The organism is Streptomyces fradiae (assembly GCF_041270065.1).
Taxonomy (GTDB): domain Bacteria; phylum Actinomycetota; class Actinomycetes; order Streptomycetales; family Streptomycetaceae; genus Streptomyces.
Map to the genome: position 1 here is coordinate 3,639,212 of NZ_CP065958.1, position 24,204 is coordinate 3,663,415.

Consider the following 24,204-nt stretch of genomic DNA (forward strand, 5'->3'; position numbering starts at 1 on the left):
CAAGACCAGGTCAGGGGCCTGAGCCGAGACATCGGATCAGGCCCCTGAGTGGTTTCCGGGGTGAATCGCCGAGGCGAGTCTCCAGAGGCGGGGGCCGACCCGGGGCGTGGGCGGGTCGGGTCGGGTCGGCTTTCGCTCTGGTCAGTGCAGGTTGATGGTCCGGAGGGCCGTGGGGAGGTCCGCGCGGTAGGGGATCAGGCCGAAACGGCGGTGTCTGATGGTGGCGGCGACGGTCACGTGGGCCTGGACGGGGGCGCCGGCGGCGGCTTTGACGATCATCGTGAAGGTCTCGTCGCCGATGAGGGGGCGGCGGCCCGTCGCCTGGAGGCGCCACTCGGGGTCGCTGTCCCTTTCCCCCATTCCGATGACGGAGATGTCCTCACGGCCCTGGCCCGGTGTGAGTTCGAGGGTGGTCTCGACGATCGCGAGACTGGCGCTGAGCGCGATGGAGCCGGACCGTTCGACCGGGTGGGAGCGCTTCTTGGGGGAGATCGACCAGGCGATCGGCTGTCGGTCGGCGGGCTCGTAGGGGGACTCCAGGAGGACGCCGACCGCCGCGTCGGCGAACGGATCGCCGTTCCCCGGGGGGCGGAACGCGCAGGTGAGGCTGAGGAGGAAGTAGGCGCTGTGCGGCGCTTCCGCCGTCAGGAAGCCGAGCCACTCCGCCTCGCTCCCGGCCGCCTCCTCCGCCGTCAGCGGATGGACGACGGCCGCGCTGAGCGACACCCGTCCCTCGATACGGGGCTGGGGAGCGGGTGACTGGAGCCTGGGCACGGCCACCAGGTCGATCTCGTGGAGCGGCGGCACGGGCAGGGGCAGTTCAAGAAGGGTCACGTGGCAGCTCCGTGGTTCGCGTTCGACTGGCGCCAGTCGCCGATGAAACAGAACGAGCCCCAGTCCCGGTAGGCCGGGTGGCGGCCTCGGACGGCCGTCTGGGCGGCGCGGAAGGCGGCCCGCCGGTCGTCCGGCGTCCGTGCGAGGTGCTCGTAAAGGGTCCCGAAGAAATCCGTGGCCACCTGGGGGTGGACCGGCCACAGGCAGCCGATGACGGCCGAGGCCCCGGCGGACAGGAAGGCGGCGGGCAGGCCGCGCAGGTTGTCGTTGACGTCGAAACGCCCCAGGGCGGACTCGCAGGAGCTCATCGTCACGAGTTCGACGCCCCGCAGGTCCGCCCGGAGGATGTCGTGGGCGAAGACGCGCCCGTCGTTGTCCGGATCCGGCGACAGGAACAGGCACTGGTACCAGGAAGCCCACTCGTTGTGCGCGCCGTGCGCGGCCACGTGGACGTACCGCGCGCCGGGGAGTTCGGCGAGGAGCCGTCGCGGTGTCGCCGCGGCCCCCAGCACGGCACGGCCGCCCATCGCCGCGGCGACCCGGGCGGCATGTGTCTCCAGGTCGTCCTGGGCGGGGAAACCGTGCGGGGCGCCTCCGGCGCCGGACGCGAAGGCGAGAAGTCCCCGCCCAGGGGCCCGCGGACCGCCGGGTGCGGGCGAACTGCCGGGTGACGGCGGCCGGAGGAAACCCAGGCTCGGCACCTGCGTGACGGTCCAGTCGTCGGCGAGCGGACGGCCGTCGACATCGAGCAGGTGGTAAGGGACGTAATGCAAGGGGCCGTTGGGCCAGATGCAGAGATGGCGCTTCCCCTGGGCCCGCCAGTCGTCGAGGGCGGTGGTGAAGGCCGCCAGATGCGTGACGCCGTCCTGCCGGAGCCGCTCCTGCGCCTGCCGGCCGACCTGGCGGTGCAGCGGGTCCGCGACGACGGCCTGCCGTAGCTCGGCGACGTGGAACGCCACCGGGTGGGCGGAGAGGGTGTGCCCCGCCTTCGTGAAGCGGATGAGCCCGGCTTCGAAATCGGAGAGGATCACGGTGTGGTGCCGCATGTCGTCGCGGGTCACCGCGAGGCCGGAGAGCGAGGCCACCGGCGCGTCGGACCCGGCCCGGCGCGTGTGGGCCAGGAAGAGCGAGAGCAGCACCGTGTCCTCGGGGAGGAGCGCCTGCAGCTCGTCGGGGAACATCACCGGAATGCCGTCCGCGGGCGCCTCGGCCACGAGTTCCTGGCTGATCCACCGGTCCGCGGCACGCTGTGCGTTGCGGCGCAGCGTCTGGGCGTCGCTGCCGGGCTCCGATTCGCCGGTGGCCACGTAGAAGAGCATGGCCTCGTCGGCGCCCGGGAGTTCGGGCTCGCCGAGCGGTTCAGGCGGGAACGATGGCGCCGACGACGGTGCCAGCGACGGTGACTCGTCCGCGCGGATACGGGCGAGAAGGCGCGAGAGCCGTTCGGAGGGTGCGAACGGGCCGGGCCGTCCGGTGCGGAACGTGAAGTCGACGCCCTTGGCGGCCTGATGGATCGCCAGCATCAGACCGTACGAGAGGGTGGGGCCGCTCAGCGCGAGGACCAACTGCTGGTAGAGATCGCGCAGTTTCCAGCCGATGACCTCGTCGAACCCGCCCCGGAGCCATGCGGAGGCGGGAATCAGCGCGGCCACGGCCGCGCCGGCATCGTGCGCGTCGGCCGCCTGCACGCTGCGCAGTGCGGCGTCGAGGCTGTTCAGCGCCAGATCGAGCTGGCCGCACAGCGCGTAGGAGGCGAGCGCGTCGGCGAAGTGGCGGGCGGCGAGGGCCTCCTGTCCCGCCGGGGTGCCGAGGCCCGTCTCGTACGAGAGCGTCGCGTCCAGATAGTCCAGTGCGGGACCACACCGTCGGCGCAGCTCCGGCGCCAGCTCCCGCGCCTCCGCCGTCAGAGCGCGGCCGATGTGCTCCTCGCCGCTCCCGCGGGCATGTGCCGCCAGATGGACGAGGGTTGCCGCGCGCTCCTCGGGTGACCAGCCCTCTTCGTCAGCGCGTTCGGCGATCAGGTCCGCGGCCTCCGCCACGCGGATCCGGCCCGCGAAACAGCCCAGGCGTTCGCCCGCGAGACAGTGCACTTCGCTGGCCCAGCGGCGCCGGCGGTACGCGTCCCCGGGCAGTTCGGGCAGCTCGCGGTCGGCGGCCTGGAGGAGCTGGAACTCCAGATCGGGCCGGCGGGCCTCCTCGGCCAGGGTGAGCGCCTCGGAGAAGACGCCCGCGGCCTCCTGCGCCCCCTGCCGGGCCCGGATGGCGGCCAGCGGCAGCGGCAGCAGGTCCTGGAGGTCGGCGGGCAGCGAGAGCTCACCGAGCAGATGCAGGATCCTCAGCAGGTAGAGGAGGGTGAGCGGGTCCTGCACGGGATCCAGCAGGTCGAACGCCTCGCGGGCCAGGGCCCGGATCTCCTCGTCGTACGACTCCTGCCGAAGACCGGCGACCATGGTCAGAGCCTCGGCCAGCGCCTTGAGGACCCGCGCCCGTTCGTGCCCGCGCGACAGCTCGACGGCCTCGCGCAGATAGCCGACGCCTTCCTCGATGGCGGCCAGGGGAGGCGGCATCTCCGCGGTCTCCGACGGGAGGGAGTCGTCGGGGTGGACGGCACGGTGCCGGGCTCTGCGTTCACGCCACAGGGCGTGCGCCGACTGGAAGGTCAGTCCCGCCATGCCTCCCAGATACGGGGTGACGCGCAGCAGACCCGCGGCGAACAGCGTCTCGGCGAGTTCGGCGACGTTCTCGGCGTCCTTGGCGTCTTTGGCGTCCTTGGCGTCCTTGGCGTCATCGGCCGCCTCGGCGCGGCCGCCGGCACGGAGAACGGCGATCTGTTCGTCCGCCACCGCGCAGGCCCGGCGGAACAGCAGCCCGTCCGCCACGTCCACCAGGGCGAGGCGCGCCGCCTCGACATAGGCGTCGGCCGCCCACCACCACGGCGTTCCCTGCCGGGCGCCCCAGCGGGACCGCGCGGCCTCCAGTACAAGGGTGAGCGCCGGCACCGCGTCGCCCGGCGTGCCGGCCCTGACGACGCGTAACGCCCCCAGCACGACCGAGCCCAGGGCGGCCTCCGAGAGTTCGAGGGCGGGGTCCCGCACGCGGCGCAGGGCCTCGTCCTCGGTCAGTACACGCGACGTGAACCGGCGGGCGAGGTCGAGCAGGGCTTCGGCCTGGCGTCGGACCTCGGGGTTCTCGGGTTTTTCGGGGATCTCGGGCTGGGCCGGTCCCTCGTCCCCGGTCCCGCGGCGCGCGTCTGTCACGAATCCCCCCATTCGTCGGAGCACCCATCGTAGTGAAGGCGACCCGAGCTCCCCTGACGGACCGTGTCCCTTGATCCGGACGCGACGCAAGAGCCCTTCAAAACCCGCTCTACGATGGGGCGTCAAGAAGAAGGGTGGGTCTCAGGTGCTGGTCGCGGACCGATATCAGCTCCAAGTGTGTGTCGGGCGTGGCGGCATGGGTGAGGTGTGGCGGGCGACCGACGAGGTGCTCGGGCGCGATGTCGCCGTGAAGCTGATGCTGGGGCACGAGCACGATCCGTCGGCGGCCGAGCGGTTCCGGATGGAGGCGCAGACCGCGGCGCGGCTGAGCCATCCGCATGTGGTCGGCGTCTTCGACTTCGGGACCTGGGACGGCAAGCTGTTCCTCGTCATGGAGTTGGTGTCCGGCGACAGCCTGGCCGGCGACCGGGGCCGTTCGGTGGTGCTCGGGCCCGAGCAGGTGGCCACGGTGGCCGCGCACGCGGCCGCCGGGCTCGCCGCGGCGCACCGGCAGGGCGTGGTGCACCGCGACATCAAGCCGGGGAACCTGCTGATGGACGCCGACGGGACCGTGAAGCTCGCCGACTTCGGCATCGCCCGCTTCGTCGACGACCCCTCGGCGGGACTCACCACCACCGGCCAGATCGTCGGCACCGGCCTCTATCTCGCGCCCGAGCGGGCCCTCGGGCAGCCCGCCTCGCCCGCCTCGGACGTGTACTCGCTGGGCTGCGTGCTCTACCAACTGCTCACCGGACAGCCGCCGTTCCGCGCCGACACCGCGACCGCGCTGCTCTACCAGCACATCGACACCCCGCCGGCGCCGCCGCGGCAGCTCGGCGTGCCGATGCCGGCCGCCTTCGAGGCGTACCTGCTGTCGCTGCTCGCCAAGCAGCCGGAGCAGCGCCCCTCGGCGCAGGCCATCGCCGACTGGTTCACCTCGGGTTCGTGGCGCGACCAGCCGATGCCGCTGCCCCCGGCCGTACCGCAGCCCGTACCGCAGTCCGTGCCCCGTCCCGTACCGCACACGGCACCGCACACCGCACCGCGCGCGCCGCACCACGCGCCGCAGACCGCCCCGGCTCCCGGCCCGGCCGCGATGGCGTCGGCACCGCCGCAGTCACGGACGTCCCGGCGCGCCCAGCCGCCCACCGAGAACGCGCTGGCGGCGATATCCCGGCGCAGACCGCGCAGAACCGCCGCCGTGGCCGGTGCGGTCGCCTTCGTCGTCTTCCTGCTGATCGGGATGGCCTGGCTCAGCTGAGCCTGGTCGGCCGGTCGGTCGGTCGGGCAGCGGCTCAGTAGACCAATGGATCAGTAGATCCGCGGGGCCATCACATGGCCCTCCTGCTCCTCCGGGCCGAGCAGCAGGCAGCGCGGCACCCCCGGGCCGGGTGTGGCCCGGACGACGACCGGGGTCGGCGGCTCGGTGGGCAGCTCGATGTGGACCATGACCGGGCGGTCGTCCTGGCTCGTCGCGTAGCCCGTCTCCTTGCCGTCGACCAGGATCTCGACGACCGGGTGGTGGCCGGTCTGGACGGTGGCGCTGACCGAGTGGCCGCGGTAGTCGATGTGGAAGTGGTGCCGTGCTTTCATGACGTCGCCTCCGCGCGCCGGGCCGCCTTCCCTCCAGGGTAGGACTTCCAGGGTAGGACCTCCCGCGCTGTCTGACATGCGGTGGTACGTCGCCCATGGTCCGATCGGCTGGTCCTCACCCCGTGAACGCGAGGGCCAGGCCTCCCAGCAGGATCAGGGAGCCGCAGATTCCCAGGTTGACCGCCTTGTACTGGAGGAAGACCGCGGCGAACTCGCGGATGGTCGCGCTCGGCCAGAAGTACGCGGCGGTCGGCGAGCCCACCACCTGACCGTTCACCTCCGCCTTCCGGGCCATCAGGGCGGCCCGGAAGGCGTGGAAGTTGTTGGTGACGATCACGCACTCGGAGCCGGGGCGCTCCGCCTCCATCACGGCCTTGCTGAAGAGCATGTTCTCCTCGGTGGTGCGCGAGCGGTCCTCACGCACGATCCGGTCGGCCGGGAAGCCGCGCTCCATCAGATAGTCGGCCATGGCGTGCGACTCGGGCAGCTGCTCGTCGGGGCCCTGGCCGCCGGAGGTGATCAGGACCGGGGTGCGGTCCACCTCGCGGCGCCGGGCCAGCGTCTCGTACACCTCACGGCCGCGCTCCAGCCGGCTGGCGAGCAGCGGCGGCACCCGGCGGCCGCCTATGAGTCCGGAGCCGAGGACGACGACGTAGTCGGCGTCGCGGCGGATGCGCATCCGGCCGTACAGGAAGGCGTAGCCGATGAAGCAGAGGAAGAGGAAGGAGACGTAGCCGAGGATCATCAGGAGGGTGGCGACGACGATCCCGAGGGTCTGCGATCCGGTCGCGAAGGCGGCGGCCATCAGGCCCATGACGCCGAAGATGCCGAGCCCGGCGAGCAGCGAGAGCAGGTTGGCGGGGCGTCTGCCCTCCTTGCGGACCATCTTGACCCCGTTGGCGCACAGCAGTCCGGCGAGGGCCACCGGGCCGAGCGCGAGCACGAGCAGCCCGACCACCATGACCGTCTCGGCCACGCCGTGCGGCGCCTCGTCGATCCCGGCGAGCAGCCCGAGGCCGAGGAAGCTGACGGCGAGTCCGAGATACACCGCGTTGCTGAAGCGCCGCCGGTCGCGCAGCACGCCGAGCCCGAACAGCACGGCGAAGACGGCGGCGACCACGACGAATACGAACATGCGGACATCGTAGACACCGCCACCGACAACTGCCCCTGAACACAAGCGGGATGGGCACCTCCGCTTCCCGGGGCGCTTCGCCGGGCGGTGCCCTCCGGGTCAGGCCGCCGGCTTGGACGCCTTGATCGAGTACATCAGCGGAATACGGGGCCGGTCCGCCGGGAAGCGGTAGTAACCGTCGTCGTGGCGCCTGAGGGTGCCGTAGCGCTGGTTCAGCGTGACGTCGTGCTCGTGCAGGAACTCGATGCGCAGGCCCGCCTTGGCGATGGCGGTGACGACCTCGCCGATCGGGTGCTGCCACTCCACGCTGCGGTTGTGGACGGTCTCGATCCCGGCGTCGATGTCGGCGTAGGTGCCGGGGGTGGTGTCCACCCACACGTCGCTGGTGAAGTAGTCGTTGATCACCCGCGAGCCGGTCTCGTCGTCGAAGACGTCGATGAGCGGATGGAACTCGGCGAGGTAGAGGAAGCCGCCGGGGGCCACCAGGGCCGCGGCGGTCTCGGCCCAGCGGTCGATGTCGGGGAGCCAGCACAGCGCCCCGCCGCCGGTGTAGACGATGTCGTACGCGGAGTCGGGCACGGCCCCGGCCGCGTCGTACGCGTCGGCGGCGACGAACGCCGCCCGGTCCGGGCCCAGGCCGAGGTCGGCCGCGAGGGTGCGGGCGGTCTCGACGGCGGGCTCGGAGAAGTCGAGGCCGACGACGCGGGAGGCGCCGTGGCGGGCCCAGGACAGGGTGTCCTGGCCCATGTGGCACTGCAGGTGCAGCAGGCTGCGGCCGGTGACGTCGCCGACCTCGGCGAGCTCGAAGTCGCGCAGGGGGTCCTTGCCGGCCCGGAAGTCCGCGAGGCCGTAGAACTCGCTGGCGGCGTGCAGCGGGACGCGCTCGTCCCAGCGGGCTCGGTTGGCCTCGTACCAGCCCTCGGGCGGCTGTGATGCGTACATGTCCGCGAGGTTATCCACAGGTTCGTGGGCGGGGCGAACGGTTTGTCGGTCGCGCGGAGCATCATGGCTGCATGACGGAGATCACTGGGATCAAGGACGACAGCAACGACGAGACCAGGAGCGAGAGCACCGCGGTGCCGCTCTGGGAGCAGCGGTTCCGGGCGCCGCGGGTGTCGCTGCCCGAGTGGGCGGAGGAGGCCCCGGACCGTTCGCTGTTCGTGTCGAACGCGACGGGGACCTTCGAGCTGTACGCGTGGGACCGGGCGACCGGCGGGCAGCGGCAGGTCACCGACCGGCCGAACGGGACGACGGACGGCACGCTCAGCCCGGACGGGCGCTGGGTCTGGTGGTTCGCGGACACCGACGGCGACGAGTTCGGCGTGTGGATGCGGCAGCCGTTCGGCGGCGGTGCGGACGAGGAGGCCGTGCCGGGGCTGGCCGCCTCCTATCCGGCGGGCCTGGCGCTCGGCCGGGACGGCACGGTCGTGGTGGGCCGGTCCACGGACGAGGACGGTTCGACCGTGGATCTCGTCCGCCCCGGCGCCGACGGGCCGGTGGAGATCTACCGGCACCGGGAGTCGGCCGGGGTCGGCGACCTGTCGCACGACGCGGCCCTGGTCGCGGTCGAGCACACCGAGCACGGGGACGCGATGCACTCGGCGGTCCGGGTGCTGCGGGCCGCGGACGCCTCGGTGGTGGCGGAGCTCGACGACACCAAGGGCGGTACGGAGGAGCTGGGCCTGAGCGTCCTCGGCTTCGCGCCGCTGGCCGGGGACACCCGGCTGCTCGTCGGGCACCAGCGGCGCGGCCGCTGGGAGCCGATGCTGTGGGACGTGGCCACGGGCGCGGAGACCGATCTGCGGCTCGACCTGCCGGGCGACGTATCGGCGGAGTGGTATCCGGACGGCTCTGGGCTGCTGATCGTGCACGGCTTCGAGGCCCGCAGCGAGCTGTGGCGGTACGAGATCGGCACCGGCGCCCTGGTGCGGGTGGACACCCCGGCCGGGTCGGTGTCGAGCGCGACGGCCCGCCCGGACGGCTCGGTGGAGTACCTGTGGTCCTCGGCCGCCCAGCCGCCGGTCGTGCGCTCCACGGACGGTTCGGTGGTCCTGGACCCGCCGGGGCAAAAGGCGCCGCCGTCGGTGCCGGTGGAGGACGTGTGGGTGGAGGGCCCGGGGGGCCGGGTGCACGCGCTTGTGCAGCGCCCGGCGGAGGGCGAGGGCCCGTTCCCGACCGTGTTCGAAGTGCACGGCGGCCCGACCTGGCACGACAGCGACGCCTTCGCGTCCGGTCCCGCCGCCTGGGTCGACCACGGGTACGCGGTGGTGCGGGTGAACTACCGCGGTTCCACCGGCTACGGCCGGGAGTGGACGGACGCGCTGAAGCACCGGGTCGGTCTGATCGAGCTGGAGGACATCGCCGCGGTCCGCGCCTGGGCCGTCGACAGCGGCCTCGCCGACCCGGAGCGGCTCGTCCTCTCCGGCGGCTCGTGGGGCGGCTATCTGACCCTGCTCGGCCTGGGCACCCAGCCGGACGCCTGGGCGGTCGGGCTCGCCGCGGTGCCCGTCGCGGACTACGTGACGGCGTACGAGGACGAGATGGAGGCCCTGAAGGCGCTCGACCGCACGCTGCTCGGCGGCTCGCCCGAGGAGGTGCCCGAGCGGTACGCGGCCTCGTCGCCGCTGACCTATGTGGACGCGGTGACGGCCCCGGTGCACATCTCGGCCGGCGTCAACGACCCGCGCTGCCCGATCCGCCAGATCGACAACTACGTGGACCGGCTGGCGGCCCGCGGCGCGGTGCACGAGGTGTACCGGTACGACGCGGGGCACGGCTCGCTGGTGGTGGACGAGCGGATCAAGCAGGTCGCGCTTGACCTGGACTTCGCGGCCCGCCACTTGGGGACCCGGAAGGAGGTGGGCTGAGCGGCCTTGCGTACCGTGGGGGTGTGTACCGGTTCCTGAGAACGCCCCGCTGGTGGGGGATCAACGTCTTCGTCCTGCTGGCGATCCCGTTCTGCCTGTTCATGGGGACCTGGCAGATGGGGAAGTTCGAGGACCGCGTCGCGTCGCACGAACAGGCGGAGCAGCGGCCCGACCCGTCGACCCAGGCGCCCGAGGCGCTGGACACCCTGCTGCCGGTGGACAAGGAGACCTCGGGGCGGGTCGCCCGGGCCAGCGGGCGGTACGGCGAGCAGTTCCTGGTCCCGGACCGGGAGCTGGACGGGCGCTCCGGCGCGTATGTGCTGACCCTCCTGAAGACCGACGGCGGCCGGGCGCTGCCGGTGGTACGGGGCTGGCTGCCGTCCGGCGCGAAGGCGCCGGCGCCGCCGTCCGGCGAGGTCACGGTGACGGGCGCGCTGCAGGCCTCCGAGAGCCAGGGCACCAAGGGTGTCCGCACGGCCGGCGGGCTGCCGCAGGGGCAGCTCGGCATGATCAGCGCGGCATCCCTGGTGAACGTGGTGTCGGACGACGTCTACGACGCCTGGATCACCCTGACCGAGTCGCCCTCCGGCCTCACCCCGGTCCCGGCCCAGGCGGCCGCGGGCACCGGCCTGGACATGAAGGCCTTCCAGAACCTGGGCTACACCGCCGAGTGGTTCGTGTTCGCGGGCTTCGTAGTCTTCATGTGGTTCCGCCTGCTCCGCCGGGAGGCCGAGGCCTCCCGGGACGCCGCCCTGGGCCTGTAGGGCCCCAGGGCCCAGGCCCAAGGCCCCGCGCCCAGCCAGGGCCGGGGCCGGGGCCCCGGCCCTCAGGACGCGTCCAGGACTCCCGTGCGGTAGATCGTGCCGGCGCAGGCGTTGGGGATGGTGGCCGCGGCGACCGGGCCGCCGGGGTCGGCGGTGTGGGTGACCTCGACGCTGCCGTCGGCCGGGGTGCCGTCGGTGACGAGCTGGGGAGCCACCGCGTTGTCCGCCGCTCCGGTGCCCGTGGAACCGCCGGTCGTGCCCGCGCCCCCCGAGGTGGAACCGCCCGTCGACGGGGTGGGGGTGGGCGTCGGGGTGGTGCCGGTGGTGGGGCAGGTCTCGCTGGGCACCCAGGCGAACCGCACCTCGTACGCGTTGTCCGGGGTCAGCAGCAGCTGGGGCGCCTCCTGCGAGGGGTCGGGCAGACCGCTCGCCACGTCCCCGCTGGTGTGCTCGACGACCGCGATCTTCGCTCCGTCGGCCGCGCCGCGGGCGGCGAAGCCGACCTGGCCGGCGCCGCCGACCACGCAGTCGCTGGCGGAGACGTTGGCGATGCGGAAGGTGCCGTAGACCTTGCCGGTGGCGTCGGGCGCGCCCGTCTGGACGGAGCTGACGCCCAGCTGCGCGGCCGCGCAGACCGGCTGGGTCGGCGGGGCGCCGGTCGGCGTGCCGGCCGGGTCGGTGCCGGTGCCCGGGTTCTGCGCCGAGGCGGTCGGCTTTCCGCTGGTGCCGTCGGCCTCGCCCGGCTTCGGCGCGGCGGTGCCGGGCAGCGGGGCGGCGGTGTGCTGCCCGCCCTCGATGCCGGTCTCGGTGCCCGTGCCGCCCTGGGCCTGCTCGCCGTGCCCGGCGTTGATCGCGTTGTCGGCGGTGATCCCGTCCGAGGAGGCGACGTGCACCAGGGCCGGGACGGCCGTACCGATGAGGACGACCGCGGCGGCCATGCCGACCAGTGCCTGCCGCTTGCGGGCCCGGCGGGCGGGCACGGCGCGGCGCAGATGGTCGAGCGCGCCCTCGGTGGGTTCGAGACCGGCCACCGCGCCCTGGAGCAGCCGCCGCAGCGCCAGCTCGTCGGGCGTGCCGTTGTCCGGCGCTTCGTTCACCATCCCGCGTCCACTCAGGTCGTCCCGGTCACCGTGCTCGTCGTGCTGCCCGCGCCACTGCGCGCGGGCCTGCCGCGCCGCGGCGCGCCCCTCCGCGGCACCGTCACGGGCACCCTCCCGGGTGCCGTCACCGGCGCCGTCCAGCGGCCCGCTCATGACGTGGCCTCCATGGCGACGCGCAGCGCCGCGATGCCGCGGGAGCCGTACGCCTTGACGGAGCCCAGGGAGATCCCGAGGGTCTCCGCGACCTGAGCCTCCGTCATGTCCGCGAAGTATCTCAGCACCAGGACCTCGCGCTGCCGCCGCTGGAGTCCGCGCATCGCCTTGATCAGCGCGTCCCGCTCCAGCTGGTCGTAGGCGCCCTCCTCCGCGCTCGCCATGTCGGGCATGGGCTTGGAGAGCAGCTTGAGACCGAGGATGCGCCGGCGCAGCGCGGAGCGCGAGAGGTTGACCACCGTCTGCCGCAGATAGGCCAGGGTCTTCTCGGGGTCGCGCACCCGGCTGCGCGCCGAGTGCACCCGGATGAAGGCCTCCTGGACGACGTCCTCGCAGGAGGCGGTGTCGTCGAGGAGCAGCGCGGCGAGACCCAGCAGCGAGCGGTAGTGCGCGCGGTAGGTCTCGGTGAGGTGGTCGACGGTGGTGCCGGCAGCCATCGCGTCGTCAGCGCCCTCGCGGGGCGCCGGAATACCGCTGATGCCGGCCGGCCGGCCGGTCCTGATGGGCATCGGCGCGATCACCGGCATGCCGCCGGCCGGGCGCGGCCGCCGGAGCGGGCGCACCGCGACCGCTGCGCTGCGCAGCGGGATGACCGCTGCGATGTCGAGTACCTCTGCCACGCCTGTTGGACACGCTTCCCCCCGTCAGGGTTGTACGCGTACGCCACCGTTTTTGGCGGTGCGCCATTCGCCCTCATGCGTACCCGTTCTCCCCCGATGCCCCATTGTGCGACGTGCTCCGTGGCACATGGTTCGGGTGCACGCGAAGACGCTCCCGCCCGACCACCGGTTGCAGAGGGAGGGAACAGCATCGTCGTCCAGGACATCTGACCTGATCAAGAGGCATCCGACGCCGATTTGCTCACAAGGCGTTCACAGATCCTACAAAGTTGATCGACACGGGGAGGCCGATTTTCGGACACTCACCGGCCGGAGAGACCTCACCGGTCGGAGAGACCTCACCGGTCGGAAGTGCCTGAGGGGCCGGACAGCTCGGCCGCGATGTGTTCGGCGATCTGTACGGCGTTCAGGGCGGCGCCCTTGCGGAGGTTGTCGGCGCAGGCGAAGAACTCCAGGGCCCGCTCGTCGTCGGGGCTCCGGCGCACCCGCCCCACCCACGTGGGGTCGGTGCCCACGACGTCGGCCGGCGTCGGGTAGTCGCCGGCGGCGGGATCGTCGTACAGCACCACTCCCGGCGAGGTGGCCAGGATCTCGTGCGCGCGGCCCACCGTCACCGGCCGCTCGAAGCGGGCGTGCACGGAGGCGGAGTGCCCGGTGACGACCGGCACCCGGACGCAGGTGGCGGTGACCCGCAGCCGCGGCAGGTCCAGGATCTTGCGGATCTCCTCGCGGACGGCCAGCTCCTCGGAGGACCAGCCGTCGGCGGCGGGCGCGCCCGACCAGGGCAGCACGTTGAGGGCGAGCGGCCCGGGGAAGGGGCCGGTGTGGTCGCCGACGGCCCGCCGGACGTCCCCGGGGTGGTTGCCGAGCTCGCTGCCGGTGACCAGGGCCAGCTGCTCGCGCAGCGCGCCCGTACCGGCCCTGCCCGCGCCGCTGGCGGCCTGCTGGACCGTCACGACGAGCTCGTCGAGTCCGTACTCGGCGTGCAGCGCGCCCGCGGCGACGACCAGGGTGAGGGTCGCGCAGCCGGGGCTGGCGACGATGCCGCGCGGGCGCACCCGGGCGGCGTGCGCGTTGATCTCGGGGACCACGAGCGGCACGTCGGAGTCGCCCCGGAAGGCGGCGGAGGTGTCCACGACCACCGCGCCCTTGGCGGCGGCGATCGGCGCCCAGCGGGCCGCGACGGCCTCGGGCACCAGGAAGAGCGCGAGGTCGACGCCCGCCAGGTGCTCCTCGTGCGCCTCGCTCAGCGCGAGGACCTCGCACTCCTCCCCTCGTACGGTCAGCCTGCGGCCGGCCGTACGAGGGGAGGCGAGCAGCCGGATCTCGCCCCAGACGTCCGCGTGGTGCGACAGCGTCCGGAGCAGCACGGAGCCGACCGCCCCGGTCGCTCCCACGACCGCGAGCGTCGGCTTGCCGGTGCCGGGCATGCCCGATGTACCCGTGCCCGATGTACCCGACGTACCTACCGGGGGCACGTCACCGGCCGGTGCCGCCGTAGACGACGGCCTCGTCGGAGTCGGAGTCCAGACCGAAGGCGGTGTGCACGGCGGTCACGGCCTCGTTGACGTCGTCGGCGCGGGTCACGACCGAGATGCGGATCTCGGAGGTGGAGATCAGCTCGATGTTGACGCCCGCGTCGGACAGCGCGCGGAAGAAGTCCGCGGTGACGCCCGGGTTGGTCTTCATACCGGCGCCAACCAGGGAGATCTTGCCGATCTGGTCGTCGTAGCGCAGCGAGTCGAAGCCGATCGTGGCCTTCGTCTTCTCCAGGGCGTCGATGGCCTTGCGGCCCTCGGCCTTGGGAAGCGTGAAGGAGATGTCCGTCAGGCCGGTGGAGGCCGCGGACACGTTCTGCACGATCATGTCGATGTTGATCTCGGCGTCCGCGACGGCCCGGAAGATGGCGGCGGCCTCGCCCGGCTTGTCCGGCACGCCGACGACCGTGATCTTGGCCTCGGAGGTGTCGTGCGCGACACCGGAGATGATGGCCTGCTCCACCTTCGGATCCCCTGTCGGTTCGTTGCTGACCCACGTGCCCTGCAGCCCCGAGAAGGAGGAGCGGACGTGGATCGGGATGTTGTAGCGGCGTGCGTACTCGACGCACCGGTGCAGCAGCACCTTGGAGCCGGAGGCGGCGAGCTCCAGCATGTCCTCGAAGGAGATCCAGTCGATCTTCTTCGCCTTCTTCACCACGCGCGGGTCGGCGGTGAAGACGCCGTCGACGTCCGTGTAGATCTCGCAGACCTCGGCGTCGAGCGCGGCGGCCAGGGCGACGGCGGTCGTGTCCGAGCCGCCGCGGCCCAGGGTGGTGATGTCCTTCTTGTCGGCGGACACACCCTGGAAGCCGGCCACGATGGCGATGTTGCCCTCGTCGAGCGCGGTACGGATCCGGCCCGGCGTGACATCGATGATGCGCGCTTTGTTGTGGACCGAGTCGGTGATGACACCGGCCTGGCTGCCCGTGAACGACTGGGCCTCGTGGCCCAGGTTTTTGATCGCCATGGCCAGCAGGGCCATGGAGATCCGCTCTCCGGCGGTCAGCAGCATGTCGAACTCACGGCCGGCCGGCATCGGGGATACCTGCTCGGCGAGATCGATCAACTCGTCCGTCGTGTCGCCCATCGCGGAGACCACGACGACCACTTGGTGGCCGTTCTTCTTGGCTTCCACGATTCGCTTGGCGACGCGCTTGATGCCTTCGGCATCGGCAACGGAGGAGCCTCCGTACTTCTGCACGACAAGGCCCACGTGCGCTCCTCGCTCAGTCTCTGCCGCAGTGAACACTGCGGTCGGCGTCAGTTTAACGAGCGGGCCGGAATCGCCGACCGTATATCACATCTTGAGATGCGATGCTCGGTACGTGATCATGCGCGCGTTGCGCCGGTGGCTCGGACCGCCCTGGCCACCGCCTTCCCGGGCAGCCGGGATGTACGCGGGCGTGTGGGCCGTCTCACATTTCGGTACCGCTCAGGTGCCGATATCCCCGCCGGGCCGCGGGCGGTGCAGGACGTGCACCGTGAACGGATGGTCCTCGCCCAGCAGCCGCAGGCTGTCCGCGAGCACCGCGTCGTAGTCGGCCGCCGCCTGTTCCGTCCGCCCCACCGCTGCGTACAGATGCACCAGGTTGAGCCGGGAGGTGAGCGTGTCGGAGTGCCCGGGCCCCAGGAGCCGCACCCGCTCGGCGAGCGTCGCCTCGTGCACCGCGATCGCCTCCTCCGGATACCCGGCTTCCTGGTAGGCCACGCCCAGGTTGTTCCGCACCCGCAGGGTGTCCCGGTGGGCGGGCCCGAGCAGCCGCTCCAGGCCGGCGAGCGCGCCCTCCAGGAGCCGCACGGCCCCATCGGTGTCGCCGAGATACCGCAGGGTGACCGCGAGCCGCGCCCGCGCCAGATGGGTCTCGGCCCGGTCCTCCCCGAGCAGCCGGGTCAGATCGTCGACGACCTGTTCCTGCGCCCACGCCGCCGCGGCCGCCTCATTCGTCCGCGCCCAGCACTCGGCGACGCCCTCCCGGGCGAGCACGGTCAGCGGGTCGTCCGCGCCGAGGACCCGCTCACGGGCGCGAGCGGCCCGCTCGAACCACTCCTCCGCGAGATCCCAGTCCCCCGTGTCGAGCAGCCGCCACGCCGCACGCACGACGAGTTCCGCCGTCCGCGCGCTGTCCACGGAGGCGTCCGCCTGCTGGACATAGGCGTCGACGTGCGGGAACAGCTCCCGCCAGGCCCGCCACCCCGCCGGATCGTCCAGATGCTCCGGCAGTACGGCGAGCAGCGCCTCCTCGGCCGTCCGCCGGGCCGCGTCGATGTCGGCCGCCCGCCGGTGCGGATCGGCCGCGTCCGGCGTACGCGCCACCGCCTGGACCAGCCGGTGTACGGACACGGTGCCGTCGTCGTGCACGGTGAGCATGCTGTGCCGGGCGAGCAGCCCGAGCGCGCCGCGTACGGCGAAGGGCGCGGCGATCCGGTCGAGCAGCGCGCGCGGGATCCGGTCCGGCGCCCACCAGGCGAGCACCCGCAGGATGGTGCCGGTCAGCGGGTCGGCCTCGGCCAGCCGGTCGAGCGTCAGCCGCCAGGTCCAGGCGACGGCGACCTCGTTGGCCCCGCCGCCGATCCGGAGGGCGTACACCTCCCCCGCGTACGAGGAGAGCTGCTCCAGGTACTCGACGGGGCTCGTGCCGGTCTGTCCGCAGAACGCGGCGGCCTGGTCGATCGCCAGCGGCAACTGCCCGAGCACGGCGCACAGTCGGTGCACTCCGCCGGTGTCCCGGGGGCCGGTGTGGGTGAGGATCCGGGTGAACATCTCGACGGCCTCGTGCGCGGCCGGCACGTCCAGGGTCAGGACCCGGGCGATGCCGTGCCAGCCGCCGGTCTGCCGGGGGTGACGAGGATCCGGCCCCGGCGGACCCGGTCGAGCAGCGGCGCGAGGTCCTCGGGCGCGGAGACGTTGTCGAGGACGAGCAGCCAGTCGTCGTGCCCGGACAGCCACTGCAGGGCCCGTTCGCGCAGGGCTTCCGGGGGCAGTACGTCGATGAGCGCGGGCTGCAGCGCGGCCCCGAGGCCCGCCAGGCCGGCGTCCAGATCGGCGCGGCTCTCGGCGGTGATCCACCAGACGAGCGCGGGCGGTTGAGCACCTTCGCCGGTCCGGCTCTCCGCCCGGCTCTCTGTCCGGCTCTCCGCCCAGCGGGCGGCGAGGGTGGACTTGCCGACGCCGCCGAGCCCGCAGATCACGAGCAGGTCGGAGCCCGCCGCGAAGCCCTCGTCCAGCCGCTCCAACTCCTCGCGGCGGCCGACGAAATGGGCGCTGCGGCGCGGCACGTTGACCAGGGGGTGAGTCGCCGAGGCCGCGCTCAGGGCCTCCGGCGGGAGCAGGGTGGCGTGTTCGACCTGGGTGACATGGTCGCCGGTGGTGACCCGCTCGATGTTCCCGCCGGCCGCGACCGAACGGTCGCCCCCGGCCTCGACGTCTCCGCCCTTGCGTCCCCTCACGCGTCCCCCGTGGACACGCTGCCGATGTCACCGCCGGCGGCCACGGAACGGTCGCCGGAGGCGGTGACGGGACCGGTCGCGGGCCGGGCAATGGGGTTGCCGGGGGCTGGGGTTCCGCCGGACGGGGGCGGTGTGGGCGCCGGTCCTGCCGTCGCCCTGTCGCCCGTGGCCACCGCCCCGATGTTCCCGCCCGCCGCGACCGACCGTTCACCGGCGGCCGTCACGCCGGTCGTTGCGGCGCCGCCGCTGCCGCCGCCCCTGAGGGACCACAGCGACAGGCCGAGCCCGGCGGCGGCGAGCACCGCGCCGGCCACGCTCGCGATCTGATCGGCCTTCCCGAGGTCGGCCACGGCCACCGCGACCAGGGCCGCGACCCCGATGACCCCGATCCCGATCCCCGCCCACCAAAGGGCCTTCGACCGACCGTCCGACCGGCTGCCCGACACTCCGCTCCCCGTCATGAACACATGATTGCAGCCCTGGACAGGCCGCGTCCCGGCTGCGAGTCTCCCGCCATGCGATCACGTCCCGCCCCCGCCGCTCTCGCGGTCCTCGCCGCGCTGACCGCCCTCGCCGCCTCCGCCTGCGCGCCCCAGGAGGCCGACGGCACCGCCTCCGGTCCGTCCGGCTCGTCCACCGCAGGACCCTCGAAGGCCTCCTGCGCGCCCGCCGCCCTGGCCACGAAGGCCAAGGGGAAGCTCACCGTCGGCACGGACACGCCCGCGTACGCCCCCTGGTTCCAGGACGACGACCCGGCCAACGGCAAGGGCTACGAGTCGGCCGTCGCGTACGCCGTCGCCAAGCGCCTCGGCTTCGCCGAGAAGGACGTGGTCTGGCAGAAGGTCGCCTTCAACAACGCCTTCGCGCCCGGCGCGAAGACCTTCGACTTCGACATCAACCAGGTGTCGGTCAACGAGGACCGCCGCAAGGCCGTCGACCTGTCCAGCGGCTACTACGACGTGCGCCAGGCCGTCATCGCGCTCAAGGACTCCCCCGCCGCCAAGGCGACCGACCTCGCCGGTCTCAAGGGCGCCCGGCTCGGCGCGCAGGTCGGCACGACCAGCCTCGACGTCATCAACGAGCAGATCAAGCCGGACCGCCCGGCCGCCGTCTTCCAGAAGAACGACCTCGCCAAGTCCGCCCTCAAGAACGGCCAGGTCGACGCCATCGTCGTCGACCTCCCCACCGCCTTCTACATCACCGGCGCCGAGGTGCCGGAGGCCAAGGTGGTCGGCCAGTTCGAAGCGACAGGGGGCGCCAAGGAGCAGTTCGGCCTCGTCCTCGACAAGGGCTCCGCGCTGACGTCCTGCGTCTCCCGGGCCGTGGACGCCCTGCGCGCCGACGGCACCCTCGCCGCCATCGAGAAGCAGTGGCTGTCGGACGCGGCGGGCGCGCCGGTGCTCAAGTGACCACCAGCGACCTCGCGAAGGAGGCCGCCGCGCCCGACGACACGTACACCCCGTCGGCGCGGCGGCTCGCCCGCGAGCGCCACCGCCGCTCCCGTACCCGCCGCGCCACCGCCGTCGCCGCGCTCAGCACGGCCGCGACGCTCGCCGTCCTGTACGTGGTCGTCACCCGCTCCCCCGGCTGGCCGCGTACCAAGGAGACCTTCTTCAGCGCGGAGTACGCCCGCCGGGCGCTGCCCCTGGTCCTCGACGGCCTGTGGCTCAACCTGCGCCTGCTGGTGGTGTGCGGCGCCGTCGCGCTCGCCCTCGGGATGCTGCTCGCGCTCGCCCGTACGGTGCGCGGCCCGGCGCTGTTCCCGCTGCGGGCGCTGGCCACCGCGTACGTCGACTTCTTCCGCGGCCTGCCGTTGATCATCTGCCTGCTCGCCGTGATCTTCGGCCTGCCCGCGCTGCGCCTCCAGGGCGTCCCCACCGACCCCGTCGTCCTCGGCGGGATCGCGCTGGTCCTCACGTACTCCGCCTATCTGGCCGAGGTCTTCCGGGCCGGCATCGAGAGCGTGCACCCGGCCCAGCGCGCCGCCGCCCGCTCCCTCGGCCTGTCGAGCGCGCAGACCATGCGGTTCGTCGTCCTGCCGCAGGCCGTACGGAGGGTGGTGCCGCCGCTCCTCAACGACCTGGTCTCGCTCCAGAAGGACACCGGCCTGGTCTCCATCGCGGGCGCGGTCGACGCCGTGTACGCGGCGCAGATCCTGGCCGGCAAGACCTTCAACTACACCCCGTACGTCGTCGCGGGCCTCGTCTTCGTCGTCCTGACGATCCCGATGACCCGGTTCACCGACTGGGTCACGGCCCGGATGAACCGCCGCCAGTCCCAGGGAGGGACCGTATGACGCAGGCCCCGGCCCCGGACCCGGACCCGGTCCTCCGCCTCGAATCGGTCCGTAAGACGTACGGGCACGGGCACGGCAGCTCGGTCGTCCTGCGCGATGTCGACCTCACCGTCCCGCAGCACTCGGTCACCGTCCTCATCGGCGCCTCCGGCTCGGGCAAGTCGACCCTCCTCAAGTGCGCCAATCTCCTGGAGGAGGTCGACGACGGCGCGATCTTCCTCGACGGCGAGGAGATCACCGACCCGCGCGTGGACGCCGATGCCGTACGGCGCCGGATCGGCGTCGTCTTCCAGGCGTACAACCTCTTCCCGCACATGAGCGTGCTCGACAACATCGCGCTCGCCCCGCGCCGGGTCCACAAGGCCGCCCGCCGGGAGGCCGAGGACCGCGCCCGCGAGCTGCTCGGCCGGCTCGGGCTCGGGGACAAGGCCGCCGAATACCCGGACCGGCTCAGCGGCGGCCAGCAGCAGCGTGTCGCCATCGCCCGCGCCCTCGCGAACCGGCCCCGGCTGCTGCTCCTCGACGAGGTGACCGCGGCGCTCGACCCGGAGCTGGTGGGCGAGGTCCTGAACGTGGTCCGGGACCTCAAGGAGGACGGCATGACCATGGTCGTCGCCACCCACGAGATGGGCTTCGCCCGCGAGGTCGCCGACCAGGTCTGCTTCCTCGCCGACGGGGTCGTCCTGGAGCGCGGCACCCCGGCCGAGGTCTTCGGCGCGCCCGCGCACGAGCGGACCCGACGGTTCCTCAGCCGGATCGTGGAGGCGGGCCGGCTGTAACGGCGACAGCCGGCCCCCGGCCTTCGGACAGGCAGCCGGCCCCCGGCCTTCGGACAGGCAGCCGGCCCTCGGCCTTCGGACAGGTCCGTCAGACCCCTTGCGGCCGAGGCGTCAGACTCCCTTGCGGCCGAGGCCGCCCAGCTCCTCCGCCATCACGCGCCCCGCCTCCTCCGCGAGGACGTCCTCCGTCAGGTCCTCGTCCGTGTCGAGCCCCGCCAGGTCGGCGAGCGGCTGGTCGAGCCGGACGTGGGCCACCAGGGACTGGAGGGCGCGCAGGGTGGCGGAGGCGGTGGGGCCCCAGTTCGAGAAGTACGAGAACTGCCACCACCACAGCGCCTCGCTGGTCCGGCCCGCCCGGTAGTGCGCCAGACCGTGCCGCAGATCGGTGATCATGTCGGCGAGGTTGTCGGAGATCCGCGCCGGTACGGGCGCCTTGCGCGGCTCGTACGGGTCGAAGACCTCGGAGAACACGTCCACCGGCTCCAGGAGCGCCGCGAACCGCTCCCGCAGCTCGTCCACGTCCAGGTCAGGGCCCGCGTCCGGCTCGTACCGCTCGTCCGGGACGATGTCCTCGTGCGCGCCGAGCCGCCCGCCGGCGAGCAGCAGCTGCGAGACCTCCAGGAGCAGGAAGGGCACCGCGCTGTCCGGCTCGTCGCCCTTGGCGACCTCGGTCGTGGCGACGATGAAGCTCTCGATCGAGTCCGCGATCTGCACCGCGAAGTCGTCCGGGTCCTGAGTGATGGAGTGCAGCGTGGCGTCAGACATCGAGGAGCCTCCCTGAGAGTGCGCCGTCGTGCGCACGGATCACACGGATCGCACGGACCGCTCGGACCGTACGGACCGCACGGACCCGGTCGTCGTCATACATCTAGCAGCCGCCGCCCCTCGAAGGCACGCCCCAGGGTGACCTCGTCGGCGTACTCCAGGTCGCCGCCGACGGGAAGTCCGCTGGCCAGGCGGGTCACCTTGAGGCCCATGGGCTTGATCATCCGCGCCAGGTACGTCGCGGTGGCCTCGCCCTCCAGGTTCGGGTCGGTGGCCAGGATCAGCTCGGTGACCGTGCCGTCCGCGAGCCGCGCCAGCAGCTCGCGGATCCGCAGGTCGTCCGGGCCGACCCCCTCGATGGGGCTGATGGCGCCGCCGAGCACGTGGTAGCGGCCGCGGAACTCACGGGTCCGCTCGATCGCCACGACGTCCTTCGGCTCCTCGACCACACAGATGACCGTCTGGTCGCGGCGCGGATCGCGGCAGATGTTGCACTGCTCCTGCTGCGCCACATTGCCGCAGACCGCGCAGAAGCGGACCTTCTCCTTGACCTCCAGGAGCGCCTGGGCGAGCCGCCGCACGTCGGTCGGCTCGGCCTGGAGGATGTGGAAGGCGATCCGCTGGGCGCTCTTGGGACCGACACCGGGCAGTCTGCCCAGCTCGTCGATGAGGTCCTGAACCACGCCTTCGTACAACGCGAGCGCCCTTCTCGGGGAATGCTTGATTCTTACGGTAGTGGCTTAAATGCAGCGTTAGAAGCCGTACGGGCCGGAAGGCATCAGAAGCCCGGGCCCAGTTTCAGAGGCCTGGGCCCGGCATCAGAAGCCGAGGCCCGGCATCCCGCCGCCCAGGCCCTGGGTCAGGGGGCCCAGCTTGGCCTGCTGGAGCTGCTGCGCGTTGTCGTTGGCGGCCTGCACGGCGGCCACGATCAGGTCGGCGAGGGTCTCGGTGTCCTCCGGGTCGACCGCCTTCGGGTCGATCACCAGGCCGCGCAGCTCGCCGGAGCCGGTCACGGTGGCCTTGACCAGGCCGCCGCCCGCCTGCCCCTCGACCTCGGTCGCGGCGAGCTCCGCCTGGGCGCGGGCGAGATCCTGCTGCATCTTCTGGGCCTGCTGGAGGAGCTGCTGCATGTTGGGCTGGCCACCACCGGGGAACACGGTCACTCACTCCTGCTGGTCTGCGTCCGCATCTGCGGATACGGAAGTCGGTCGGTAAGCCGAGCCTACGTGCTCGTGGACCGGGGTGCCGACACAACTCTTTCGAGTGAGAAACTGCGGGCTCCTCTACCTGATCAACACCCTCTTGCGGGCGGAAATCCCGGGATTCCGGGCCCACAGCCCACCATTCGGCGGTAGGAAGGGCAGGCACCACGTGCACCGCACGTCACAGAAGGACATGAGCGCTGAGCTGAACAGAGGAGTTCCCCGGTGAGCCAGCAGCCGGACATGCAGCCGCAGCCGGGGAATCCCGAGGGCCCGGGGAAGCCCGAGGCTCCGGGGAAGACCGGAGGCCCGGCCGCCCACCACCGTGATCTGACCGGGTCCCCCTTCCCGCTGGGCGACTGGGGCGAGCCCGCCGAACGCCTCGACGAGCTCTACCGCTGGGTCGAGTCCAACGCGCTGCGCACCGCCGAGTGGTATCTCTCCGACCGCGTCTGGAAGCGCCGCTGCGCCCGCGCCCTGCGCATCGGCACCGCCGTCGGCGTGATCGCGGGCGCCGCGCTGCCGCTGCTCGATCTGACCGGGGTGGCCGAGGGCACGGCCGGCTGGGGCTATCTGTCGCTGCTGCTCGGCGCGGCCTGTCTGGCCTGCGACCGCTACTTCGGCCTGACCTCGGGCTGGATAAGGAACATGGCCACCGCCCAGGCCGTGCAGCGCCGGCTGCAGGCGCTGCAGTTCGACTGGGCCTCGGAGAGCGTCCGCGAGGTCCTCGGCCCCACCGAGGGCACGGCCAGCGAGGCCGCCGAACGCTGCCTCGGCGTGCTGCGGCGCTTCTCGGAGGACATCACGGAGCTGGTACGGGCGGAGACCGCCGACTGGATGGTCGAGTTCCGCTCGGGCCCCGCTCCGCTGGCCCTGCAGTCGGTCGGCACCACCCCGCCCCGCCCCGAGGGCGGCCACCCCGCGGGCCGCTTCCCGCTCCCGCCGGGCACCCGCCCGAACATGCCGCGGCAGCGGCCGCCGGAGCCGCGCTGAGGGGTGCCCGTACGGGGTTGCCCGTAGGGGTGGGGCGGCCCCCTGGCCGGATGTCTACCCGGACCGGGGGCGGGCGACCCCTACCCACGTGGTCAGCTGAGGATGATCATCGAGCCTTGGCCCAGGCTGCGGGTCGCCGCCGCGTGGAGGCCCAGCCAGACGTGCCGTTCGCGGGCGAAGGGGCTGTCGTCCTCGTACGGCACGGGGGCGGCGGGTTCGTCCAGGTCGGTGGGCCGCTCCGGGGGCCGGGGCGCGGCCGGCGGGTTCGCGGGGTCGATGCCGATCGCGGGCGCCACGAACTCCAGCTCCCGCAGCAGCCCCTGCGAGGAGCCGAGCGGGCCGCCGCCCGCGAGCAGCTCGTCGTTGGAGAGCGGCGCCGGGAAGTCGACCGGCACATAGGCGCCGGCATGGTCGTAGTGCCACACCAGGTGGGACTGCTGGGCGGTCGCCTCGAACATCTCCAGGAGCTGCTCGTAGTCCCCGCCGAGCTCGCCGACCGGTTCCACGGGCAGCCCGCACATCTGGAGCAGATAGGCGCGGCGCAGGAAGTGCAGGGCCTCGTAGTCGAACCCGGCGACGGGGGCGACGTCCCCGGAGAGCCCCGGCATGTAGGCGAAGACGGGCACGGTGGGCAGGCCGGCCGAGGTCAGGGCGTGGTCGTAGACCGCGATCTCCTCGGCGAAGGGGTTGTCGGGGCTGTGGCACAGCACGTCGACGAGGGGGACCAGCCACAGGTCACAGGCCAAGACAGGCTCGCTCTCCGTCGGTTGCGCGGTTGCCCGGTTGGGCGGTGCAGGACCG

Annotated in this window: 23 protein-coding genes; 7 read left to right on the forward strand and 16 right to left on the reverse strand. The window is 72.7% G+C overall.

The features are described 5' to 3' along the window. Positions 1–141: 141 nt before the first annotated feature. Positions 142–834, reverse strand: coding sequence for a hypothetical protein (locus tag JAO84_RS16395; protein WP_370413557.1), 693 nt, complete (start codon positions 832–834; stop codon positions 142–144). Beyond that, positions 831–4,091: a CHAT domain-containing protein gene (locus JAO84_RS16400; protein ID WP_370413558.1), complete on the reverse strand. Its 3,261-nt coding sequence runs from the start codon at positions 4,089–4,091 to the stop codon at positions 831–833. Before JAO84_RS16400 ends, JAO84_RS16395 begins: the two co-directional genes overlap by 4 nt. 145 nt (positions 4,092–4,236) lie before the next feature. Here JAO84_RS16400 and JAO84_RS16405 point away from each other — a divergent pair, with 145 nt between their 5' ends. Next, entirely contained in the window at positions 4,237–5,352 is a 1,116-nt protein-coding gene (locus tag JAO84_RS16405; RefSeq protein ID WP_370413559.1) for a serine/threonine-protein kinase, read from the forward strand. Between the two features lie 50 nt (positions 5,353–5,402). Here the strand turns inward: JAO84_RS16405 and JAO84_RS16410 are convergent, their stop codons facing one another. The 3 genes from JAO84_RS16410 to JAO84_RS16420 all read right to left on the reverse strand — a co-directional run bounded on the left by JAO84_RS16410 (position 5,403) and on the right by JAO84_RS16420 (position 7,761). Then, positions 5,403–5,684: a hypothetical protein gene (locus tag JAO84_RS16410; RefSeq protein ID WP_370413560.1), complete on the reverse strand. Its 282-nt coding sequence runs from the start codon at positions 5,682–5,684 to the stop codon at positions 5,403–5,405. A gap of 115 nt (positions 5,685–5,799) precedes the next feature. Beyond that, positions 5,800–6,819, reverse strand: coding sequence for a YdcF family protein (locus JAO84_RS16415; protein WP_370413561.1), 1,020 nt, complete (start codon positions 6,817–6,819; stop codon positions 5,800–5,802). A gap of 99 nt (positions 6,820–6,918) precedes the next feature. Beyond that, positions 6,919–7,761, reverse strand: coding sequence for a class I SAM-dependent methyltransferase (locus JAO84_RS16420; RefSeq protein WP_370413562.1), 843 nt, complete (start codon positions 7,759–7,761; stop codon positions 6,919–6,921). Positions 7,762–7,832: 71 nt separating this feature from the next. Here JAO84_RS16420 and JAO84_RS16425 point away from each other — a divergent pair, with 71 nt between their 5' ends. Together JAO84_RS16425 and JAO84_RS16430 are read left to right on the forward strand one after the other, a co-directional pair. Beyond that, positions 7,833–9,686, forward strand: coding sequence for a prolyl oligopeptidase family serine peptidase (locus JAO84_RS16425; protein ID WP_370413563.1), 1,854 nt, complete (start codon positions 7,833–7,835; stop codon positions 9,684–9,686). 23 nt (positions 9,687–9,709) lie between these two features. Further along, positions 9,710–10,450 carry an SURF1 family protein gene (locus JAO84_RS16430; protein WP_370413564.1) on the forward strand — a complete coding sequence of 247 codons (741 nt, stop codon included), beginning with the start codon at positions 9,710–9,712 and terminating at the stop codon, positions 10,448–10,450. 62 nt (positions 10,451–10,512) lie between these two features. Here JAO84_RS16430 and JAO84_RS16435 read toward each other — a convergent pair whose 3' ends face one another. The 7 genes from JAO84_RS16435 to JAO84_RS16465 all read right to left on the reverse strand — a co-directional run bounded on the left by JAO84_RS16435 (position 10,513) and on the right by JAO84_RS16465 (position 17,829). Next, complete coding sequence (locus JAO84_RS16435; RefSeq protein WP_370413565.1) at positions 10,513–11,703, reverse strand: hypothetical protein; 1,191 nt, start codon at positions 11,701–11,703, stop codon at positions 10,513–10,515. Further along, positions 11,700–12,383, reverse strand: a complete 684-nt coding sequence (locus JAO84_RS16440; RefSeq protein WP_370413566.1) for a SigE family RNA polymerase sigma factor — start codon at positions 12,381–12,383, stop codon at positions 11,700–11,702. Before JAO84_RS16440 ends, JAO84_RS16435 begins: the two co-directional genes overlap by 4 nt. A 338-nt stretch (positions 12,384–12,721) precedes the next feature. Continuing rightward, positions 12,722–13,813, reverse strand: coding sequence for an aspartate-semialdehyde dehydrogenase (locus JAO84_RS16445; protein ID WP_370413567.1), 1,092 nt, complete (start codon positions 13,811–13,813; stop codon positions 12,722–12,724). A 49-nt stretch (positions 13,814–13,862) separates the two neighbouring features. Beyond that, entirely contained in the window at positions 13,863–15,134 is a 1,272-nt protein-coding gene (locus JAO84_RS16450; protein WP_265865208.1) for an aspartate kinase, read from the reverse strand. A 219-nt stretch (positions 15,135–15,353) separates the two neighbouring features. Further along, positions 15,354–16,709 carry a tetratricopeptide repeat protein gene (locus JAO84_RS16455; RefSeq protein WP_370413568.1) on the reverse strand — a complete coding sequence of 452 codons (1,356 nt, stop codon included), beginning with the start codon at positions 16,707–16,709 and terminating at the stop codon, positions 15,354–15,356. An 8-nt stretch (positions 16,710–16,717) separates the two neighbouring features. After that, positions 16,718–17,368, reverse strand: a complete 651-nt coding sequence (locus JAO84_RS16460) for an AAA family ATPase (protein WP_370413569.1) — start codon at positions 17,366–17,368, stop codon at positions 16,718–16,720. Beyond that, complete coding sequence (locus JAO84_RS16465; RefSeq protein WP_370413570.1) at positions 17,365–17,829, reverse strand: hypothetical protein; 465 nt, start codon at positions 17,827–17,829, stop codon at positions 17,365–17,367. Before JAO84_RS16465 ends, JAO84_RS16460 begins: the two co-directional genes overlap by 4 nt. A 54-nt stretch (positions 17,830–17,883) precedes the next feature. On the opposite strand from JAO84_RS16465, the gene JAO84_RS16470 reads away from it, so the two are divergent. From JAO84_RS16470 to JAO84_RS16480, 3 genes are read left to right on the forward strand one after another with little or no spacing between them, the layout of a single operon-like run. After that, a complete protein-coding gene (locus JAO84_RS16470) occupies positions 17,884–18,777 on the forward strand; it encodes an ABC transporter substrate-binding protein (RefSeq protein ID WP_370413571.1) in 894 nt (297 codons plus the stop codon). Next, positions 18,774–19,664, forward strand: a complete 891-nt coding sequence (locus JAO84_RS16475) for an amino acid ABC transporter permease (protein WP_370413572.1) — start codon at positions 18,774–18,776, stop codon at positions 19,662–19,664. Before JAO84_RS16470 ends, JAO84_RS16475 begins: the two co-directional genes overlap by 4 nt. Further along, positions 19,661–20,443: an amino acid ABC transporter ATP-binding protein gene (locus JAO84_RS16480; RefSeq protein ID WP_370413573.1), complete on the forward strand. Its 783-nt coding sequence runs from the start codon at positions 19,661–19,663 to the stop codon at positions 20,441–20,443. Before JAO84_RS16475 ends, JAO84_RS16480 begins: the two co-directional genes overlap by 4 nt. Before the next feature lie 111 nt (positions 20,444–20,554). Here the strand turns inward: JAO84_RS16480 and JAO84_RS16485 are convergent, their stop codons facing one another. From JAO84_RS16485 to JAO84_RS16495, 3 genes are all read right to left on the reverse strand, one after another. Next, complete coding sequence (locus tag JAO84_RS16485; RefSeq protein ID WP_370413574.1) at positions 20,555–21,208, reverse strand: DUF5063 domain-containing protein; 654 nt, start codon at positions 21,206–21,208, stop codon at positions 20,555–20,557. A gap of 95 nt (positions 21,209–21,303) precedes the next feature. Further along, positions 21,304–21,903: a recombination mediator RecR gene (gene recR, locus JAO84_RS16490; RefSeq protein ID WP_265865201.1), complete on the reverse strand. Its 600-nt coding sequence runs from the start codon at positions 21,901–21,903 to the stop codon at positions 21,304–21,306. A 123-nt stretch (positions 21,904–22,026) separates the two neighbouring features. Beyond that, on the reverse strand, positions 22,027–22,365 hold the full coding sequence (locus JAO84_RS16495) for a YbaB/EbfC family nucleoid-associated protein (protein ID WP_265865392.1): 339 nt from the start codon (positions 22,363–22,365) through the stop codon (positions 22,027–22,029). Between the two features lie 288 nt (positions 22,366–22,653). On the opposite strand from JAO84_RS16495, the gene JAO84_RS16500 reads away from it, so the two are divergent. Next, the gene (locus tag JAO84_RS16500) at positions 22,654–23,403 is read left to right on the forward strand and encodes an SLATT domain-containing protein (RefSeq protein ID WP_370416779.1); all 750 of its coding nucleotides are present in this window, start codon (positions 22,654–22,656) and stop codon (positions 23,401–23,403) included. A 92-nt stretch (positions 23,404–23,495) separates the two neighbouring features. Here JAO84_RS16500 and JAO84_RS16505 read toward each other — a convergent pair whose 3' ends face one another. Next, the gene (locus JAO84_RS16505; protein ID WP_265865199.1) at positions 23,496–24,149 is read right to left on the reverse strand and encodes a hypothetical protein; all 654 of its coding nucleotides are present in this window, start codon (positions 24,147–24,149) and stop codon (positions 23,496–23,498) included. Between the last annotated feature and the right edge of the window lie 55 nt (positions 24,150–24,204).

What these genes read in the sequence shown, in the direction of transcription:
- JAO84_RS16435 (WP_370413565.1), bottom strand. Translation starts at nt 11,703, where the DNA reads ATGAGCGGGCCGCTGGACGGCGCCGGTGACGGCACCCGGGAGGGTGCC.
- JAO84_RS16500 (WP_370416779.1), top strand. Translation starts at nt 22,654, where the DNA reads ATGCAGCCGCAGCCGGGGAATCCCGAGGGCCCGGGGAAGCCCGAGGCT.
- JAO84_RS16410 (WP_370413560.1), bottom strand. Translation starts at nt 5,684, where the DNA reads ATGAAAGCACGGCACCACTTCCACATCGACTACCGCGGCCACTCGGTC.
- JAO84_RS16480 (WP_370413573.1), top strand. Translation starts at nt 19,661, where the DNA reads ATGACGCAGGCCCCGGCCCCGGACCCGGACCCGGTCCTCCGCCTCGAA.
- JAO84_RS16485 (WP_370413574.1), bottom strand. Translation starts at nt 21,208, where the DNA reads ATGTCTGACGCCACGCTGCACTCCATCACTCAGGACCCGGACGACTTC.
- JAO84_RS16465 (WP_370413570.1), bottom strand. Translation starts at nt 17,829, where the DNA reads ATGACGGGGAGCGGAGTGTCGGGCAGCCGGTCGGACGGTCGGTCGAAG.
- JAO84_RS16445 (WP_370413567.1), bottom strand. Translation starts at nt 13,813, where the DNA reads ATGCCCGGCACCGGCAAGCCGACGCTCGCGGTCGTGGGAGCGACCGGG.
- JAO84_RS16470 (WP_370413571.1), top strand. Translation starts at nt 17,884, where the DNA reads ATGCGATCACGTCCCGCCCCCGCCGCTCTCGCGGTCCTCGCCGCGCTG.
- JAO84_RS16415 (WP_370413561.1), bottom strand. Translation starts at nt 6,819, where the DNA reads ATGTTCGTATTCGTCGTGGTCGCCGCCGTCTTCGCCGTGCTGTTCGGG.
- JAO84_RS16425 (WP_370413563.1), top strand. Translation starts at nt 7,833, where the DNA reads ATGACGGAGATCACTGGGATCAAGGACGACAGCAACGACGAGACCAGG.
- JAO84_RS16420 (WP_370413562.1), bottom strand. Translation starts at nt 7,761, where the DNA reads ATGTACGCATCACAGCCGCCCGAGGGCTGGTACGAGGCCAACCGAGCC.